Origin of the sequence: Aminobacterium sp. EBM-42 (assembly GCF_001896635.1) — a bacterium.
GTDB classification, from domain to species: Bacteria; Synergistota; Synergistia; order Synergistales; family Aminobacteriaceae; genus Aminobacterium; species Aminobacterium colombiense.
The window spans coordinates 44,729-64,346 of sequence record NZ_MPPC01000018.1; the positions used below are offsets into that span (position 1 = coordinate 44,729).

The 19,618-nt window shown below is 43.7% G+C and carries 17 protein-coding genes, 1 tRNA gene and 1 pseudogene; 17 read left to right on the forward strand and 2 right to left on the reverse strand.

Annotated features, from left to right (window positions below; genetic code table 11):
• Positions 1–42: 42 nt before the first annotated feature.
• Both BUC50_RS05620 and BUC50_RS05625 read right to left on the reverse strand, forming a co-directional pair.
• Positions 43–576 carry a cob(I)yrinic acid a,c-diamide adenosyltransferase gene (locus tag BUC50_RS05620; RefSeq protein WP_013047845.1) on the reverse strand — a complete coding sequence of 178 codons (534 nt, stop codon included), beginning with the start codon at positions 574–576 and terminating at the stop codon, positions 43–45.
• A gap of 57 nt (positions 577–633) precedes the next feature.
• Positions 634–1,437 (reverse strand): IclR family transcriptional regulator, encoded by an 804-nt coding sequence (locus BUC50_RS05625; protein ID WP_013047846.1) that lies wholly within the window; start codon positions 1,435–1,437, stop codon positions 634–636.
• A 319-nt stretch (positions 1,438–1,756) separates the two neighbouring features.
• On the opposite strand from BUC50_RS05625, the gene BUC50_RS05630 reads away from it, so the two are divergent.
• The 17 genes and pseudogenes from BUC50_RS05630 to BUC50_RS05710 all read left to right on the forward strand — a co-directional run bounded on the left by BUC50_RS05630 (position 1,757) and on the right by BUC50_RS05710 (position 19,509).
• Entirely contained in the window at positions 1,757–2,644 is an 888-nt protein-coding gene (locus tag BUC50_RS05630) for an isocitrate lyase/PEP mutase family protein (protein WP_013047847.1), read from the forward strand.
• Positions 2,645–3,358, forward strand: a complete 714-nt coding sequence (locus BUC50_RS05635) for an RraA family protein (protein ID WP_244392425.1) — start codon at positions 2,645–2,647, stop codon at positions 3,356–3,358.
• Between the two features lie 15 nt (positions 3,359–3,373).
• Positions 3,374–4,270, forward strand: coding sequence for a DUF1932 domain-containing protein (locus tag BUC50_RS05640; protein WP_013047849.1), 897 nt, complete (start codon positions 3,374–3,376; stop codon positions 4,268–4,270).
• Positions 4,271–4,334: 64 nt separating this feature from the next.
• Complete coding sequence (locus BUC50_RS05645; RefSeq protein ID WP_013047850.1) at positions 4,335–5,285, forward strand: TAXI family TRAP transporter solute-binding subunit; 951 nt, start codon at positions 4,335–4,337, stop codon at positions 5,283–5,285.
• 85 nt (positions 5,286–5,370) lie between these two features.
• The gene (locus BUC50_RS05650) at positions 5,371–5,877 is read left to right on the forward strand and encodes a hypothetical protein (RefSeq protein WP_286677219.1); all 507 of its coding nucleotides are present in this window, start codon (positions 5,371–5,373) and stop codon (positions 5,875–5,877) included.
• Positions 5,878–5,889: 12 nt separating this feature from the next.
• A pseudogene (locus BUC50_RS05655) lies at positions 5,890–7,311 on the forward strand (TRAP transporter permease); the annotation flags it as partial.
• A 63-nt stretch (positions 7,312–7,374) separates the two neighbouring features.
• Complete coding sequence (locus BUC50_RS05660; protein ID WP_013047852.1) at positions 7,375–7,641, forward strand: citrate lyase ACP; 267 nt, start codon at positions 7,375–7,377, stop codon at positions 7,639–7,641.
• A 7-nt stretch (positions 7,642–7,648) separates the two neighbouring features.
• On the forward strand, positions 7,649–8,536 hold the full coding sequence (locus BUC50_RS05665; RefSeq protein WP_013047853.1) for an HpcH/HpaI aldolase/citrate lyase family protein: 888 nt from the start codon (positions 7,649–7,651) through the stop codon (positions 8,534–8,536).
• Entirely contained in the window at positions 8,533–10,098 is a 1,566-nt protein-coding gene (gene citF, locus BUC50_RS05670; RefSeq protein WP_013047854.1) for a citrate lyase subunit alpha, read from the forward strand. Before BUC50_RS05665 ends, citF begins: the two co-directional genes overlap by 4 nt.
• 174 nt (positions 10,099–10,272) lie before the next feature.
• A tRNA-Leu gene (locus BUC50_RS05675) sits at positions 10,273–10,359 on the forward strand.
• Positions 10,360–10,584: 225 nt separating this feature from the next.
• Positions 10,585–12,174, forward strand: a complete 1,590-nt coding sequence (locus tag BUC50_RS05680; protein WP_041459312.1) for a restriction endonuclease subunit S — start codon at positions 10,585–10,587, stop codon at positions 12,172–12,174.
• A 13-nt stretch (positions 12,175–12,187) separates the two neighbouring features.
• Positions 12,188–13,669: a type I restriction-modification system subunit M gene (locus tag BUC50_RS05685; RefSeq protein WP_286677220.1), complete on the forward strand. Its 1,482-nt coding sequence runs from the start codon at positions 12,188–12,190 to the stop codon at positions 13,667–13,669.
• Complete coding sequence (locus BUC50_RS05690) at positions 13,659–14,828, forward strand: restriction endonuclease subunit S (protein WP_013047857.1); 1,170 nt, start codon at positions 13,659–13,661, stop codon at positions 14,826–14,828. Before BUC50_RS05685 ends, BUC50_RS05690 begins: the two co-directional genes overlap by 11 nt.
• Complete coding sequence (locus tag BUC50_RS05695; RefSeq protein WP_286677221.1) at positions 14,829–18,023, forward strand: type I restriction endonuclease subunit R; 3,195 nt, start codon at positions 14,829–14,831, stop codon at positions 18,021–18,023.
• A 52-nt stretch (positions 18,024–18,075) separates the two neighbouring features.
• Complete coding sequence (locus BUC50_RS05700) at positions 18,076–18,264, forward strand: YdbC family protein (protein WP_013047859.1); 189 nt, start codon at positions 18,076–18,078, stop codon at positions 18,262–18,264.
• Between the two features lie 85 nt (positions 18,265–18,349).
• Complete coding sequence (locus tag BUC50_RS05705; RefSeq protein WP_013047860.1) at positions 18,350–18,499, forward strand: hypothetical protein; 150 nt, start codon at positions 18,350–18,352, stop codon at positions 18,497–18,499.
• Positions 18,500–18,717: 218 nt separating this feature from the next.
• The gene (locus BUC50_RS05710) at positions 18,718–19,509 is read left to right on the forward strand and encodes a carbon-nitrogen family hydrolase (protein ID WP_013047861.1); all 792 of its coding nucleotides are present in this window, start codon (positions 18,718–18,720) and stop codon (positions 19,507–19,509) included.
• Positions 19,510–19,618 lie beyond the last annotated feature (109 nt).

Sequence of the window (19,618 nt, forward strand, 5' to 3'; positions counted from 1 at the left end):
TGAAAAGCTTTGTGCTCTTTTTCTCTTTCTCGTCGAATCATGTTACTGGCGACATTCGCTTTTTTCTTCCTGCGTTCGCGCCAGATGATCGTACCAGAGAGAGAGAGCATAAATAACATCAGAAAGCCGGTTAATATAGGAATATCCTTCTTCCTTTAATTCTTTTGAGCGGAAAAGTTTCACCGCTAAACGTTCTGCCCTTCGAGCGACAGTTCTTGCTACGTGTAATGCGGCTCCTGCTTTCGAATCGCCGGGCCGGACAAAACGAAAATTCCTTTCTGTTACATTTCCCACTTTATCTATAATTGCTTCAAGAGCTTCAATTTTTGGGCAGGGTAGGCCGGGGAAAAGAGCTAAGTAACCCATTAACAGCCCCAATTGCTGTTCAAGCCAACAGAGATTTTCACAAATTTCTTCGTATTCGCAGAGAGCCCTTGCCATCCCTACATGGGCCTGGCACTCATCAATGGTTCCAAAAACTTCTACCCTGAGGTGATCTTTAGGAACCCGATCACCATTCCCGAGACTTGTCTCACCAAAATCTCCACCCTTGGTTGTGATCCAGGTTTCAGCCACTGTCTGCCACTCCCTTCTTAATTCGTGCCAGGTCTTGAAAATGTGCACGCTATTCCGTTAGTCCTGTAAATGAGGAAATTTCGTGGGCTTTCTTTCTACGGTTAGTTCTTCAGGGGCTCCAAGGGCGATAGATAGTTCACGGCTTTCATGAAGGAGGGCAAGGATGATGCGAGGAACAACGTCGTCTGTAAATCGGATGCTGGGTCCTGAAATGGTTAGGCAGGCTATGGGAAGTCCCGTGAAATTAAATATGGGACAAGAAACTGAAGAGACGCCGGGTTCCCTTTCCGCAATACTGGTTGCATACCCATCGTCTTTTACCTTAGTTGCCCTATCTATAAGAATTGTCCGCTTGAGGCGCACTTCTTCAGGTGCGGCATCAAATACAGCATCCACTTCCTCAAGAGCCATGTAAGCCAGAAAACAGCGTCCTGCCGCTCCCGCCCAGAGGGGAAAACGGTCGCCGGGATTTGCAAAGCGTTTGAGAGGATAGGTACTTGATACCTGTTCACAGCATATGCGCCATATGCCTTTGCGCTGGTATAAACTAACCGTCTCGTTGAATGTATCCCTCAATTTCCGCATATGTGGAAGAGCTACATTTTTTGTAGGATCGCTGGCCTTGAAAATTGCTCCCATACGATAACATTTCCAGCCAAGCTGGTATAGGTTTCCCTCACATTTATCTAGAAAACCCTCCTCACAAAGCACTGCAGTGATACGGGAAGCCGTCGGCAGTGGTGCGTTGATCTCTTCCGCTATTTCAGTCAGTGTCCGATGGGGATTGTCCCAGGTAAAAGAGTCTAAGACGGCGAGACACTTACGAATTGATGAGGCTCCTTTTGTTTTTTGGGGTCTCATTGTCATTCTCCCTTCTGTGTTAAATCCCTTTATACGATCGGGTGTTGCTCTCTTCTCTCTGGTAGATAGCATTAGAGTAGAGTCATAAAAAATATATTTTCAGCAATTATCTGCAATTTTATCCTTTCTTCATACTCTATCAGAAAGTAGAGTTTTTCGCTCCCTATCACTAGAGATGAAGAAGGGATGAATTTCTACACTTTGTTTAACCGTGTATTAAACATGATATTTCTTACTTGTTTGCACTTGCTTTATTTTAATTTATTTTATAATATGAAAGCTACTTCCACAATATAAAATAATCTAAGGAGGAGCCTTCGTGAAAAAATCTACTATTTTGCGTCAATTGCTTGAGAAGAGAGAGGCCCTTGTAGTTCCGGGCGCTCATGATGTTCTTTCCGCAAAGCTCATTGAAAAGGTTGGTTTTAAGGCGTTGCAGGTAAGTGGTTTTGGTTTGGCGGCCACGCTTCTTGGTTTGCCTGATATGGCTTTTCTTTCTTTTGAGGAAATGCGAAATTTCACCCGCAATATAGTTGACGCAGTGAATATTCCTGTAATGGCCGATGCAGACACTGGCTTTGGTAATGCGATCAATGCCATGTATGTTACCGAAAAGCTCATCAAAGCTGGTTGTGCCAGTATGAACATAGAAGATCAGATGTTTCCCAAACGATGTGGCCATATTGAAGGAAAAACTATTGTACCTTGTGATGAAATGGTTTTAAAAATCAAAGCCTGCGCCAAAGTTCGAGATGAACTTGATCCCGACTTTGTGATCAATGCCCGTACAGACTCTATTGCTGTTTCTGGCATTGACGAAGCCATTCGCCGCGGCAATGCTTACGCTGAGGCCGGCGCAGACATGATTTTTGTAGAGGCTCCTCGCACTATCGAAGAAATTGAGCGTGCCGTTAAAGAAATCGACGCCCTGGTGAGCATTAACTTCTTCGATAGCATCGAAGGTGGTAAAACTCCCCTTCTTCCCGTAAATCAGATGAAAGAGCTCGGAGTGGCTCGTATCAGCGTGCCGGTAGGATCGGTTTTTGCTGCGGCGAAGGGAGTTCAGAACTACCTTGAAGCCATTAAAGACGATATTGCTCCTGATCGAAAGGAAGTACTCTTCTCCTTTGACGAATTTAAAAATATCGTAGGAGTTCCCGGATTCCGCGAACAGGAAAAAGAATATCTTCCTAAATTTGTTGATTAATTGAAAAGTCCTGATATGAGTATTGGTTTTCGAGTCTTTACCCAGCGAGACCTTCCCCCGAAAGACCTGGTGGAGAAGTTTAAACATATTCCTGCAGCGAACATTGCAGACGGAATGAATCGTTCCGCTGCCATGGCTTCCTATATTCGTCTCATGACCGCACCAACGGAATGCAATATGGTGGGTGTGGCTCTGACAGTGCGTGCTCGTGGCGGGGACAACCTTATGTTCCATAAGGCTTTGAACATGGCAGAAGAGGGAGATGTAATTGTCCTCTCGAATGAAGGGGATCGAAGCTATGCTCTCATGGGGGAGATGATGGCTCTTTATGCCCGCCATAAAAAGGTGGCTGGAATAGTTATCGAAGGCCCGGTTCGTGATGTTGAAGCTCTGTATAGCCTGGGGGTACCGGTCTATGCTACAGGCTCTACGCCCGGCGGTCCTTATAAGGATGGCCCGGGAGAAGTTAATGTGGGAATTTCCTGTGGCGGCATCTTTGTCTGCCCCGGGGATATCATCGTTGGCGATGCCGATGGGGTCATAGTTGTTCCCAAGGGCCTGGCCCGACAATGTCTTGAAGGAGGCCGTCGCCTGCTTTTAAACGAAGAGGTTAAGGGTCCCCGACTGGCTGATGGCACAGGTGATCGTAGCTGGGTTGAAAAAACTCTCGACCAAAAAGGCTGCGAGACCATAGACGGTATATGGCTTCCCTAAGTGGAGGTAAGGACTGTGGCTGAATTATCTTTGGGTTTTGTAGGATTTGGAGAAGTTTCCTTTTGCATCTCTTCAGGACTCCGGGACGAAGGACTGTCAGGTATATGTGCCTACGATGTGGTGCTGGGAAGCGGGACACTCTACGAGGAAAACCTTCGTAAACGGGCCAATGAAGCCAATGTTATTCTTTGTGATACGCCAGAAGAGTTGTTCAGATCGTGTAAAGTGATTGTCTGTGCTGTTCAGGCTCCATATGCAGGCCATGCTGCCAAGTCTGCCCTTTCCCATATGTCGGCGGGATCTCTGTATGTTGACGTGACCACAGCTGCGCCTGCTGAGAAAGAACGCTGGGAAAAGGAATTTCAGGCCAGGAGCATTTACTTTGCAGATTCGGCTATGATGGGTCCTCTTACAATCAACAGGCATAAGGTGCCTATGATAGCCTCAGGCTGTGGTGCGAGTCTGTGGCAGGAGAAGATGGTTCCGCTGGGAATGAAGATCGATGTAGTAAAGGGGCCAGCAGGAGATGGAACACGGATAAAGCTGGTCCGTAGCGTTTTCATGAAAGGACTAGGCGCACTTCTAGTTGAAACTTTTCTCCTGGCCCATAGGAGCGGTCTGGAAGATGTTGTTCTTAAATCAATATCCGCTACGGTGGATCAGCTTCCTTTCGAAAAAACAATTTCTCGAATGCTTGGTGCCGATATGATCCATGCGGAACGCAGAGCCCACGAAGTGGCGGAATCCATTGCTTTAATGGAAACTCTCAGATTGAAACCTGTTATGGCTGCAGCAACGAAAGAAAGACTGGAGCTCTCCGCCGCAATGGGATTAAAAGATGAACTTGCAGGGTTAGCCCCGAAAACAATAGAAGAAGCTTGTTCTGTGTGGGATAGAAAAAATTACCGCTAGTTTGGCTTATCTCAGAAAATCTGTACTGTTTCTATCATATAAAGAATAATGAGGAGGTATGGATATGTTTCGCAAAAGTATGGTCAGTGCTTTAATCGCAGCAAGTCTAGTATTTGCAGTTGCGGGAGTTTCCTGCGCCGCGGAATTTGCCCGAATCGGGACCAGCAGTGTTGGCGGTGGATTCTATCTCATAGGTAACACGATTGCTCAGCTGGGAAACCAGGAAAAGAATGGCATCAACTACACAGCTGTTACTGGCGGTTCTGCGAAGAATTTGATGGCGCTTGCCAAAAAAGACATGGAATTTGGCCTTGCACAGTCTGCAACAGTTGATGAAGCCTGGAACGGAACAGGCGGCTTTGAGGGGCGTGCCCTCAAGCAGCTTCGTTTTGTGACGGCGATCTACCCTATGCCCGCACATATCCTTATAAGTGGCGATGGGATCGAAAGTATTGCAGATCTCAAAGGGAAGAAGATAGACTACGGCCCAATTGGCAACGGCATCGATACAAACTGCCGTATTGTTCTTGGCGCTTATGGCATAAAGGATGAGGATATCACCATCGACCGTTATGGCCGCTCCGAGGTCGTAGAGGCCCTTCAGACAGGCACTGTTAATGGTCATATCTGGCTTACTACCTATCCCAACGCTCAGATTACAGAGATGATTTCCAAGAATGTGCGTCTTCTTTCTATCGATGAGGAACAGCGTCAAACAATTCTGAAACAATGCCCGTTCTTTGCCTCTGCTGTAATTCCTGCAGGCACCTACAAGGGATTCGATAAGGATCTACCTACAATTGCAGCTGTGGGAGCCTTGATAACCTATGCTGACATGAGCGACGAAGTTATCTACAAGACCGTTAAGATGATGTACGAGAACTCACAGTTCTTAAAAGATCGGCTTCCTAACTACTTTGCAAACTTCAGCCTTGAAAACGCTCTCAATGGTTGCTCTATGGAAGTTCACCCCGGAGCCCTTAAATACTATAAAGAAGCCGGTTTAGTTAAGTAACCCACGTTTTTATAACGTATAGGGGGGCGATCAAGCCCCCTTCTTTTTACACACTAGCAAAGGATTTTACATTGGGGGTGTTGTTGTGAGTTCTCCAGTCTCCTCTGTTTCATCGAACAGTTCTGATGCGGCTGTCACTGCCAAGAAGGTCGGCAAGCGGCGATCCCTGACAGGATTTTCGGGCAAGCTTATTATGATCTTGGCGGTTTCCCTCGCTATTTTCCAGCTTTATACGGCCTTTTTCGGGTTGTTGCCTACGATGAAACAGCGCAGTTTCCACGTAGCTTTTGTAATGACCATGATTTTCCTTCTTTATCCAGGGACTAAGGATTCTCCACGAGATAGAGTACCTTTTGTGGACTGGATATTGGCTTTAGCTGCTGCCGGTTGCGCTCTTTATGTCTTTTTCGGTTATGAAGATATCGCTATGCGGGCAGGATTGATCTACGATTATGAATTGATACTTGGCGGGATTTTTACAGTGCTGGTTTTTGAGGCGGGACGCCGCGTCTTAGGCAACGCTCTTCCAGGCTTCTGTTTCCTTTTCCTCCTTTTTGCCTATTTTGGACGCTCAATGCCTGGCCCTATATAGCACTTCGGGCTCTCCATTCCTCGTATCATTGAAGAGCTCTATCTTACTACAGATGGATTATTCGGCCTTGTGACAGGAGTATCTGCTACTTACATATACCTGTTCGTCTTGTTCGGGGCCTTTTTGACGTCTACTAAGGCATCGGAATTCTTTAATGACTTCGCTATGGCTCTGACAGGACATCTCAAAGGCGGTCCAGCCAAAATTGCCGTAGTGTCCAGTGCTCTTATGGGAACCATTAGCGGCAGTACATCTGCAAACGTGGCAACCACTGGCGCCTTTACGATCCCCCTAATGAAAGAAATAGGGTACAAGCCACATTTTGCTGGGGCTGTGGAAGCGGCAGCATCCACAGGTGGACAGATCATGCCTCCTGTTATGGGAGCAGCGGCGTTTATCATCGCCGACACTCTTGGGGTGCCTTATACCAGAGTGCTTACTGCCGCAATCATCCCCGCCCTTCTTTTTTTCTGGGGCATATGGTGTTCCCTCAGTCTTGAGGCTTCCAAACTAGGTCTTAAAGGTCTTCCGAAGGATAGGCTGCCTAAGGTTGGCAAAGTTCTTCTGACCAGCGGCTACAAGGCCATCCCACTTTTTGTAATAGTCTATTTTCTTGTAAAAGGTTACAATCCGCTCTATTCAGGATGCTGGGGCATTTTCAGCTGCGTTCTCCTCAGTTTCGTAAAGAAATCCGATCGGCTGAACGTGAGGACCCTTGTATCTACCCTTGAAAGCGGTTCAAAAGGGGCTCTTTCTGTTGCTATGGCTTGTATTATTGTCGGAGTGGTCATAGGCATGATGGGAGCTACAGGTGTGGCTCTGCGCGTCGGTGACGCGATTCTTGCCATGACCCAGGGACACCTGATAATAACTCTTGTGGTGACCATGATCATTGCCATGCTTCTTGGCATGGGGATGCCTACAACTGCTAGTTACGTCATGGCTAGTGCTGTGGCCGCTCCCGCTATGGTCTTGCTCGGAGTGAGGCCTTTGGACGCACATCTGTTCGTATTCTTCTACGCAGTGCTCTCATCGGTGACTCCACCGGTCTGCGTAGGGGCTTATACCGCAGCCGGCATAGCTGGAGCTGACCCAAACAAAACGGCATTCGCCGCGGTCAAACTGGCCCTGTCCGGGTTTATCGTTCCCTTTATCTTTGTTTTAGCCCCAGAGATTCTGTTGACCAACGTTACCAGTTGGTTTGTGACGTTTCAGGCCATGATCTCAGCTATCGTGGGCGTATTCCTGCTGGCTTCTGCCGCTGAGAACTATATAATGGCGCGCCTTCGCTGGTATGAGCGGCTCCTCGCTTTTGCAGGTGCCTTGGGATTGCTTTATCCAGGCACGGTCACCGACCTCTGTGGCCTGGCAGTACTTGTCGTTCTTTATGTAGTTACAAAAAAGCGAGCGAAAGATTTGCCAGATCTTGCTTAATAGTAATGTTCGGGCTTCCCTCTTGTAGAGGAGACCTTTATACAATATAAGGGGGGTTAAAAAATGATTGTGCATAGTGCACAGGCTGGTTCCGACGGAAAAAGTGACTGCTTTGTCACAGTTAAGCCAGCAGAAACAATGGAATGGAAGTATCAAGGTAGAAATAGCCAGCTTTTTGCCACTCGTACAGACTCGCTGATTCGAGAGACTCTGGATCGTTATGGTTCGCCCAAAGTTTGCCTGATAGTAGAGGATTTTGGGGCCTTGCCCTTTGTGATCCGTGCGCGGGTCGAGGTGGCTCTTGAGCGGGCCTTGAAGGAAAGGGCGTGAAAAAATAGTGAAACTTCGCCGTTCATTGCTTTATATACCAGGAAATAATCCTGCAATGCTGCAAAGCTGCCCATCTCTCGGTGCCGATTGTGTGATCCTTGACCTGGAGGATGCGGTTGCTCCAGCACATAAGGATGAAGCCAGACGCCTGGTGGCCTATGCGTTGCGCTGTCTTTTTTTCGATTGTGTTGAAAAAGTGGTCAGGATCAATGATGTGTCCACCCCTTGGTGGGAGCTAGATTTAGAAGAAATTGTTCCGGCAGGGCCAGATGTGATTCGTTTGCCAAAAGCAGAGTCAGTGGAGAATATTCGCATGGTGGATAACCGTATCACAGAATTAGAGAAGGCAAACGGACTTTCAGAAGGCGGAATAGAGCTTCATATTCTACTAGAATCGGCCCAGGCTGTAGAAAATGTAGCGAATCTGGTAAGAAGTTGTAAACGGGTAAAAGGTGTCGGTCTTGGTGGACAAGACTTGACAGCAGACATGGGAATTCGCAAAACATCCTCAGGAGAAGAACTGGCTTATGCAAACGGTCATATGATCCTGGCTGCCAAAGCAGCGAAGATTGACTGTTTTGACTCAGTTTATACAGATATAAACGATGGAGAAGGATTGTTGACCAATACCCGCAAAGCCGCAACCATGGGTTTCTCGGGCAAGTCAGCGATCCACCCTTCACAGGTCAGGATCATCAATCAGGGATTCTACCCTTCCGAAGACATTCTATCTCATGCTCAGGACGTCATCGCTGCGGCGAAAATTGCCAGAACAGAGGGCAGAGGAGCTTTTAGCGTCAACGGGAAAATGGTTGACGGCCCAGTGATTCGGCAGGCCATGAATGTTCTGGCCCAGGCAGGCATTCCTTGTAACTCTGAGGAGGTGTTACCATGACCATGGTGAGAAATGCGGCAGGGCGCCTTGTTCCCGATGAGATTCCAGGTATTGGTTCAGTTCGTCCCTTCGAAGGAGTAACAGGTGTTGCCCCATCTCCAGCTTTTAACACCATTATGGAGGTCGAGCGCGATGTGGTTCCAATGGGCACCAATAAAATTGCCCCAGACCTGCGCACGGCTATTGAACGTTCAGGCCTCTGCGATGGCATGACCATCGGCTTCCATCATCACCTCCGCAATGGTGATAGAGTGGTTGCTCAGGTTCTTGAAGAGCTTAACTGCATGGGCTTTAAAAACCTCGTATTGATGAGTTCTGCTCTGTTGGAATGCCATAATTTTGTAGTGGATTACATCCGTTCTGGCCTTATTAGCCAGATCTATGCTCCAATTCGTGGTGCCGTAGGCGACTATTTCCAGACTGAGAACGAAAAGCTTCCGCCAGTTATTATCCGTACCCATGGAGGGCGGGCAAGAGCCGTAGAAGAAGGATCCATTGCTGTTGATGTAGCTTTCATAGGTGCTTCGGCCTGCGATATGTCCGGCAATATGACCGGCATGAGCGGCCCATCGGCTTTCGGCTCCCTTGGCTACGGTATGCAGGACGCTCGTTTCTCTCGACATGTTATCGCCGTTACAGACAACCTTGTTGAATATCCACTGAGGCCGCGGGTCTCCATCCCTCAGTATCTTGTTCATCAAGTGGTGGTACTGGATTCCATTGGCGATCCCCAGAAACTGGCTACAGGTTCGATACGTATTACCAAAAGCCCAACGCAGTTGGCACTGGCATATCACGCTTATGAGCTCATAGCCGCATCTGGCGCTATCTGTCCCGGGTTCTCTTACCAGGCAGGCGGTGGCGGAATCTCCATGGCAGTGACCCAGTATGTACGTGAGTATATGCAGCGAAAAGATATTACTGGAAGCTTTGCTCTCGGTGGTATCACTGCTGATATGGTTTCCCTTCTGGAAGAGGGTAGATTCCAGGCCCTCTTTGACGTTCAGAGCTTCGATCCAGCCATGGGGGCATCAATGTTGAGGAACCCCACACACTACGAAATCGACGCTTCCTGGTATGCAAACCCATTAAATGCCGGGTGCATGACCCATCAGCTTGATGTGGCCGTGCTGGGAGCTCTTGATGTGGACGTTGACTTTAATGTCAATCTTCTCACAGGCCATGATGGATATCTTCGCAGCGGAATGGGCGGCCACCCAGATGCAGCAGGGGGTGCAAAGCTGACGGTAGTCGTGTTGCCGAGCTTCCGTCGAGGATTGCCATCCATAAAGAAGAGAGTACAGACTATCTGTACTCCAGGAGCCAGCGTGGACGCAATTGTCACCGAGCGTGGCATTTGTATAAACCCCCGCAGGGAAGATCTTCTAAAACAGGCTTTGGATAGTGGCTTGAATGTGGTGGATATTGAGAAACTCCGCCAGGATACAGAAGCTCTTACCGGGGTGATGGATCCTGTTGAGTTTGACGAATCTCGAGTCGCCGCGGTAGTAGAATATCGCGACGGATCGATTCTTGACGTTGTATATGGAATGAAGCGTTAAAAAGAGAAAGGATAACGGCAGTGCTTGGCTCTACAAAAGAACTACTCTGCAGTTATCCTTCTTTACGCACTGGACCAAGGGTATTTTTAACTACTGTTGCCATCCATTTAAAAAGACGGAATTGAAATATCCTACTGGACATCACCCTTCATATATGATAGAAATATTGGCGTTGCCGGAGTGGCGGAATGGTAGACGCAGCGGACTCAAAATCCGCCGGGCCTCGGGTCTGTGGGAGTTCGAGTCTCCCCTCCGGCACCATAATAGAAAAGACATTTTCCCCTTTCGATTCTGCTAAAGCAGAACGAAAGGGGATTTTTTATTTTGAAGTTTCGCAAATCCCACATTACTTTATTTGCATTTATAAAATAAAGTGCAATATAAAATTTAACATTTCCAATATTAATATTTTAGTATTTACATACCATGTTATTGGGGCTATAATTTCATTATTAAAATAGAGCAGAAAGGAGCTCCTTCCTAGAGATGAGAATAGATAATGCCTTAAACGTCTTATTCCAGAGGCAGCTATCTTCAAGAGAGCAGTTGCTTAATGAAATGCTTCGGGTAAAAATGACCCAAAAGAAACTCAAAGAGAATTTTGATAAAACAGCTAACATACAAAGAGACAGAGAAGTTTTATTTCAGCTTATGAAAAAAACGACAGAAGATCACTTGGGGTTCTTCCCTACTGATAGAGATGATTTTTTAGAAATTTTTGAAGCCTTAAAAGACATAGACCTTGTCGATTTCACTATTGAAATATACAAAAATGATCGAATGGGCACCGTTATTTCCCCCCAATATCTTACTGAATATATAAGTGAAAGAATACAGCGGCTCTGTCCCCAAAAAGTGCTTATTACAGAAGCTGAAAAGCATCTGTCAGGGCTAGGGGATTTGATAAAACGCTTTCCAAACATAAAAATCACATTAACAACGCATCTTAAGCCAATGCACATTCTTTTACAGTTGGCCTTCGGAGAATACGAACATGTAAAAATCCGATTCGAGTCTATTTATATGCCATGCCTAGAAAATGAAAAATACGATTATGTCTATTCATTGCCAATTTTTAGCAATAGGCCAGAAGGAACGAGCCAAACCTTCTTGACAAGAGATAGTGACGGTATTGCTTTCGAGAACATGTTGAATCATCTTGATGAGAATAGCACTTTAGATATTATTGTTCCTGCAAAAATAACTTTTGCCAGTCTTGGTTATGAAAAGCTACGGTCGTATATAACAGAGAATTTTTATGTGGAAAACATGTATCTTCTTCCAGAAGGAACATTTCGCCCGGCGACAGCTATAAAAACATATCTATTCTCTGTAACTTCCTTACCTAAAGAACAAGTCAATATTGGAACTTTCGAACTTCAAGAAGAGAAAGTTAATATCAGAGATAAACAGACGATATCAATCAAAGATTTTTTATCTCATAAAGATTGGCGAATAGAGCTTCTTTTAGCAAACGACAATGAAAACATCCGATGCTTTAGAGATTCTGATCTCCCAAAAGTAAAACTCAAAAATGTAGCTGAAGTCTTCAGAGGAAAGTCTATATTAAAAAAAGACCTAGGTCCTGGCAACGTAGCTGTGCTTAACATTTCTAATATTAAAGATGGTGAGATAGATTATCACGATTTAGATACTATCGATGAGGAAGAACACAAGATAAAACGTTATGAACTTAGTTCTGGTGACGTTGTTCTTTCTTGTCGAGGAACATCTATTAAATCTGCTGTGTTTGAAGCTCAAGATAAAACAATTATTGCTTCTGCAAACTTGGTCGTAATTCGTCCCAAGGAAAAAGTAAAGGGCGAGTTTATAAAAATCTTTTTAGAAAGCCCAGTTGGTCAGGCCATGATTCAAAGTTTCCAGCGAGGAACAATCCTCATGAATATTAATTATGCTGATATTATGGAGATGGAAATTCCGTTTCTTCCGATATACGAGCAACAAAAAATGATTGAGACGTATTGTCAAGAGTTTAAAACATATAAAGAAGCTATCAACCTTGCGGAATCCCGTTGGTCGAATATAAAAATGAACATTTACAACAACTTGCTATAGGAGGATCAGAGCCATGTCTGTGAACTTGGAATTTGAAGATAAATTATGGGAAATGGCAGATAAACTGCGAGGCAATATTCAGCCTTCAGATTATAAAGATGTTGTTCTTGGTCTTATCTTTTTGAAATATATCTCTGATAGTTTTGAAGAAAAATACAACGAACTGGTAGCAGAAGAAGAAGGTTTCGAAGAAGACAGAGATGCCTACGTAGCAGAAAACATTTTTTATGTTCCACCCAGCGCCAGGTGGGATTTTATTAAAAAGAATGCGAAACAGAGCACCATTGGACAAATTATAGATGATGCCATGATAACTATTGAACGAGAAAATAGAAACCTAAAAGGAGTCCTTCCCAAAAATTACGCGAGGCCTGAGCTTGATAAAGCAAAATTAGGAGAGCTCATTGATTTGTTTTCCTTCAACCTCGGAAACAAAGAAGCCAAAGCTCAAGATATTCTAGGCAGGGTATATGAGTATTTCTTAGGGAAATTCGGTTCCAGCGAAGGTGAATTTTATACGCCGCCTAGCATCGTAAAACTTCTAGTTGGCATGATTGAACCGTATAAAGGAAGAGTTTATGACCCTTGTTGCGGTTCTGGCGGCATGTTTGTGCAGTCATCCCGTTTTGTTGAAGAGCACCAGGGGCGAAAAGATGATATCCACATCTTCGGTCAAGAATATACGGCTACGACCTGGAGACTTTGCAAAATGAATCTGGCTATCAGGGGAATTGATGGAAATCTTGGAGCGCGAGACGCAGATACATTTGGAAATGATCTGCATAAAAATATAAGAGCCGATTATATCTTGGCTAATCCTCCTTTTAATGTTAGCGATTACACCTTAATTCCAGATGATGCCCGTTGGAAATATGGAATTCCGCCAGAAAAGAACGCCAACTACGCCTGGATTGAACATATTATCAGCAAACTTTCTCCTACCGGAGTGGCGGGCTTTGTCTTGGCTAACGGATCTATGAGTACAACCACTAAAGCCGAAGCTGAAATAAGAAAGAACATCATAGAAGCAGGACTTGTAGATTGCATTGTTACTATGCCACCAAACCTTTTTTACAATGTAACCATTCCCGTTTGTCTGTGGTTTATCTCTAAAAAGCGAGAAAACAGGCAAGATAAAATTCTCTTTATTGATGCTCGTAAAATGGGAACAATGGTTACCCGCAAGCATAGAGAATTTTCTGATGGAGAAATAGCAAAGATCTACGACACCTACCACAACTGGCGCGATAATAAAAAAGAATATAAAGACATACAGGGTTTTTGCAAATCTGCCGATATTGAAGAAGTAAGAGAGCACGAATATATACTGACTCCTGGCCGATATGTGGGCATAGAAGAAGTGGAAGACGACGGCGAACCCTTCGAAGAGAAGATGACGCGGCTAACAGGTGAACTGGCAGAGATGTTCGCTAAATCCCACAAACTAGAAGAAGAGATCAAGCAGCGATTAGGAGCGATTGGTTATGAGTTCTAATGAGTGGAGAGAAGTTAAGTTAGGAGAAATCGTAGATATTGAAATGGGACAATCTCCCAAATCCGAATTCTATAATACAGAAGGTTTAGGCGTCCCTTTTTTACAAGGCAATAAAACTTTTGGGATGATATACCCGAAATTTGATGTATTTTGTACAAATGTTAAAAAAATCGCAATCCAAAATGACATTTTAATGAGCGTAAGAGCTCCTGTTGGAGATTTAAACATCGCTCAGGAAAAAATTTGTATTGGGCGTGGTATTTGTGCCATGAGGATGAAAAATAGAAATAACTTGTATTTATTTTATTTGCTAAAGCACAATGTAAAAAATTTAAAGAAAACAGAGAGTGGTACTGTTTTCGGGGGAGTGAATAAAAAAGATATTATGGGGCTTAGTGTTATGTGGACCCCCAATCTGCAGGAGCAAAAAACCATCGCAGCAACTCTTTCTTGCCTTGATGACAAGATAGAGCTCAATAATCGAATTAATAAAACACTTGAGGAAATGGCTCAAGCAATCTTCAAAAGCTGGTTTGTCGATTTTGAACCATTTCAAAATGGCGAATTTATTGATAGCGAATTGGGCAAGATCCCTAAGGGGTGGCGAGTTGGAACATTAGATGAAATTATAGAATTATTTGATTCAAAACGCATTCCTTTATCAAGTAGGAAAAGAGAAAAAATGCAAAAAGTCTATCCGTACTATGGAGCAACTTCGCTTATGGACTATGTCGATGATTATATATTTGATGGAGTATATGTTTTATTAGGGGAAGATGGTACCGTTATAGATGGAAAAGGGTACCCTATTTTGCAATATGTTTGGGGTAAATTTTGGGTTAATAATCATGCTCATGTTTTGAAAGGTAAAAATGGATTTAGTGAAGAGAGTCTTTATATATTATTGAAGAATACTAATGTTAAATCAATTGTAACAGGAGCAGTACAACTAAAAATTAACCAATCTAATTTAAAATCGGTTAAGGTTATTATCCCATCAGTTGATAAAATTGCAGAATTTAATTACTTGATAGCCCGTTTTTTTGCAGAAAAGAGGAGACTTAGTGAGGAAAATCAAATATTAATATCAGTCCGCGATGCCTTACTGCCTAAACTTATGTCTGGGGAGGTTAGAGTACCTATTGAGGAGGTGCTATAGATGGCTTTTTGCGAGTGCCATTTGGAAGAAGCCGCTCTTGAATGGTTTGAAGAACTAGGTTATGAGGTGGTTTTTGCACCAGATATTGCTCCAGAAGGAACATATCCTGAACGTACCTATTATAGCGATGTAGTACTGACAGAGAGATTAAAAGAGGCTCTTGCACGAATAAATCCAGATCTTCCTGACGATGCGCTGGAAGATGGGTTTAGGCAGATAATGTTTCCTCAGAGCCCTAGCCTCATTATGAACAATAAAACCTTCCAGAAAATGATCACTGATGGCATTGACGTTCAGGTAAAACAGGAAGATGGCGGATATCGCACTGAAAAAGCCTATGTTTTTGATTTAGAAGCACCTTCCAACAATGACTTTTTAGTAGCGAATCAGTTTACTGTTGTAGAGCATGATAAAGAAAAACGACCAGATATAGTTGTATTTGTTAATGGCATTCCATTGGTCGTTATAGAACTGAAAAATGCAAGTGACGAGAATGTAGATATTACTGATGCTTTTAACCAGCTTCAAACCTATAAAATGACTATCCCTTCCTTGTTTACGTATAATTCCTTTATGGTTATCTGCGATGGTGTAAATGCCAGAGCTGGAACTCTCACATCTAATGAAGACCGCTTTATGGCTTGGCGCACTATTGATGGTGACGATGTGGCACCCCTCTGTATTCCTCAGCTTGAAGTATTGATTAAAGGAATGTTTTTGAAAGACCGCTTCCTTGATATTATCAGGCATTTCGTGTTGTTCCAAAGTGATGGTAAAGAAATCAAAAAGATTTTGGCAGGATATCATCAGTATCATGCCGTAAATAAGGCTCTTCAAAGCACCCAGCGCGCAACGATGGAACAAGGTGATAGAAGAGTAGGCGTTATTTGGCATACTCAGGGCAGCGGTAAAAGCCTTTCTATGGTTTTTTATGCGGGGAAACTGGTTATTGATGAAGAACTTGAAAACCCGACAATTGTAGTTATTACAGATAGAAACGATTTGGACGACCAGCTGTTCAGCACGTTTCTTAAAAGCGAAGAGCTCTTAAGAAATACGCCGGTACAGGCACAAGACAGAGTTCATCTTAGAGAGCTTCTGAATAACCGTACCAGCGGCGGCATTATCTTTACAACCATTCAGAAGTTTGCCCCTTTTACCAATGAGACAAATGGAGAAGTGATAGATTTTAATAGATGGGGCAGGGTTGCGGAAAATTCTTCTCCCTACACTGCGAATACGATGCTTACAGATCGGCGGAATGTGGTTGTTATTGCCGATGAGGCTCACAGAAGTCAATACGGTTTTGGTGCAGAAATTGTAATGGGAAAAACAGAAGCAGATGTAAAGTACGGTTATGCAAAGTATATGCGGGACAGCCTTCCCAACGCTTCTTATATAGGCTTTACAGGAACACCTGTAGAACTGACAGATAAAAATACGAGAGTGGTTTTTGGGGATTATATCGATATCTATGATATGACAAGGGCTGTAGAAGATGGCACAACGGTTAAGATTTTTTATGAAAGCAGAATTGCTAAATTAGACCTGCCGGAAGAAATGAAACCTCAGATTGATTCAGAATACGAAGAAATCACTGAATATCAGGAGTATAGCCAGAAAGAAAGGCTTAAGAGTAAATGGGCCAGGCTTGAAGCTATAGTTGGGACGGAGCAGCGGATAAAGCAGATTGCAAAAGATATCGTAGAGCATTTTGAAAAACGGGATCTGGCTCAGGAAAACGAAGGCGGCAAAGGAATGATTGTTGCCATGAGCCGCAGAATCGCCATAGACCTCTATAAAGAAATAGTTGCTCTGCGTCCCGATTGGCACAGCGATGACTTAATGTCTGGGAAAATCAAAGTTGTTATAACGGGCAGTTCTTCTGCCCCATCAGATTGGCAAGCCTTTATTGGCTCGAAAGCGGATCGTGAAACCCTGGCTAAACGGATGAAAGATAGAAATGACGAGCTTAAGCTGGTTATTGTCCGAGATATGTGGCTCACGGGGTTTGATGTGCCGAGCATGCATTCAATGTATGTAGATAAACCTATGAGCGGGCACAACCTTATGCAGGCCATAGCGAGAGTGAATCGGGTTTTTAAAGAAAAACAAGGCGGACTCGTTGTTGATTATATTGGTATTGCAGAAAACTTGAAAAATGCGCTTGCACAATATACAGAAAGCGATAAGAAAACAACCGGAGTAGATACTGAGGTGGCATCTCAGGTTCTTTTGGAGAAATACGACTTAATAAAGGAACTGCTTCACGGGCATAGTTACGTAAAATTTTTCACGGGCAGGCAGAGTGAGAAGATGCAAGCCATTACGGAAACAATGGATTTTATTATTGGACTTCGAGAAGATAGAAAGAACGATTATATTAATCTAGTGACGGAAATGGCCCGGGCGTATTCGCTGTGTGCTACAACAGATACTGCTGAAACACTTAACGTTGAAGTAGGATTTCACAAAGCTGTAAGGGCATGTCTACACAAAATAATGAGTGACGGGAGCAAAAAGAAAACCACATCCCAGCTAGATAACGAACTTAACCAGTTGATTTCAAAGGCGATTTCCTCTAATGAAGTGGTTGATATTTTAAGTTCTGTTGGTCTCTCGAAACCCAATATTGCTATTCTTTCAGATGAATTCTTAGAGGAAGTAAAAGGAATGCGGCAGAAAAACTTGGCAGTGGAGTTGTTGAATCGATTGCTCAAAGGTAGCATCAAAAACTTTTCAAGACGCAACCTTGTTCAATCGAAGAGGTTCTCTGAAATGCTTGAAGCCTCCATAAGAAAATATCAGAACAGAACTATTGAAACCACTCAGGTAATTATGGAATTGATTGAGCTTGCCAAAGAAATTAGTGGCGCGGAAAAACGTGGAGAGAGCACGGGGCTTACCTCGGACGAATTAGCTTTTTATGATGCGCTGGCTGATAATGAGTCGGCCCGGGATGTTATGGGAGACGAGATCTTAATGCAGATAGCAAAAGACCTGACGCTATCTATTAGAAGGAATATCAGCGTAGACTGGGCTATTCGTGAAAATGTACAGGCAAAGATGAAAATGGACATCAAGCGGCTGTTGAAGCGCTATAACTACCCTCCGGATAAAACTCCCCAAGCAGTGGATACTGTGATAGCGCAGGCAAAACTCATGTGCCAAAAAGAAGTTGCATACGGAAGCTAAGTAGGTGTTTTTCGAAAGGCATAAACAGAAATTGATTAATAGGAGAGCCAAAATGGCAGATATAAAGTATGAAATAAAAGAGAGTTATGGCGTGCTCTCAGTGTCGTCAAAAGGGTGGCAAAAAGAATTGAACCTCGTTAGTTGGAACGATAGAGAACCTAAATACGATCTTAGAGATTGGGATTCAACTCATACAAAAATGAGTAAAGGCAATAACGCTGACTGCGAGATAGCAAGATAAAGGGCTCAATTTTGAGGAGCTAAAAAGCTTTAAGAACAGGAAAACACGAGTCTACTCTGTTCGAATTGACCAAGGATACCGACTCATGCCGTTGCTTCCAGTTGAAGTCAATGAGGGGCAGTTTATCGATGATCTTGACATTGAATATGAAAGCCAGAGGGGGTACCATTCAGAACGAAAAGGGGATGTCTCAGAAGTTTGCGGTTTTAGTTTAATCGACGAAGATGCTTCGTAAGGAAATTGGAATTGAAGCAAGAAAACTTGTAATAGTGGTTTTTTTGTGCAATAATAAACTAATATATAATGATTCATATTTGTTTTCAGCGCTAACTAAAATGGTCGGTGGTGACTTGAACGATAAGATTCCTGGTTGAAAGCTGATATTTGAATATCGTATCAAGGTTGTAGCAGCAGAAGTTTAAGATAGGAGTGTTTTTATGAAGGTGGTTCATCGTGCGTATTAGTTGTATTCAAATGAATATGAAACTGGCCAATGTTGATTATAATTTTGCTCATGCACAGAATCTGATAAGAGAGGCGGTAGCAACCGAACAACCGGATGTAGTAGTTCTCCCTGAGACATGGAATATTGGTTTTTTCCCTAAAGACAACCTAACTGCACTTTGTGATAATAACGGGGAACGTACTAAACAGGAGTTGGGCTCGTTAGCGAAAGAGTTAAATATTAATATTGTAGCTGGTTCTGTTGGCAATAGGCGTGAAAACAAGATATACAACACAGCGGTTGTTTTTGATAGAGAGGGTTTGTGTATCGCCGAATATGACAAAATTCACCTGTTCACTCCATTGGGTGAGCATAATTATTTTTCCTGGGGGAATCACATCAGCACCTTTAAACTAGATGGTGTGATTTGCGGAATAGTCATTTGTTACGATATACGCTTCCCTGAACTGGCAAGAACGCTGGCATTACAGGGAACGGATGTAGTGTTTGCTGTTGCTCAATGGCCGTCAGTTAGAATTACACATATAAATGTTCTTGCTGAAGCGAGAGCTATTGAAAACCAGATGTTCTTTGCTTTTACAAATTCTTGTGGTACAGCAGGCGAAATAAAATATGGAGGAAATTCTGCTCTAATAAATCCTTGGGGAAAGGTACTTGTGCGTGCGGGATTACAAGAGGAGATAATTACAGCAGAGTTGGATCTTTCTATAATTGCTGATATTCGTAGTTCAATCAACGTGTTTCGTGACCGTCAACCGACGACATATAAATTAGACTAATAATTTGAAGAGGTAGTGCGGAAAATTTTGTGTAAACATCCCCGAGCCGGTCTGTAACCATGAATTTAGCGGATTCTTCGTTCAACAGAGCAGTTTCACCCTGTCGCCG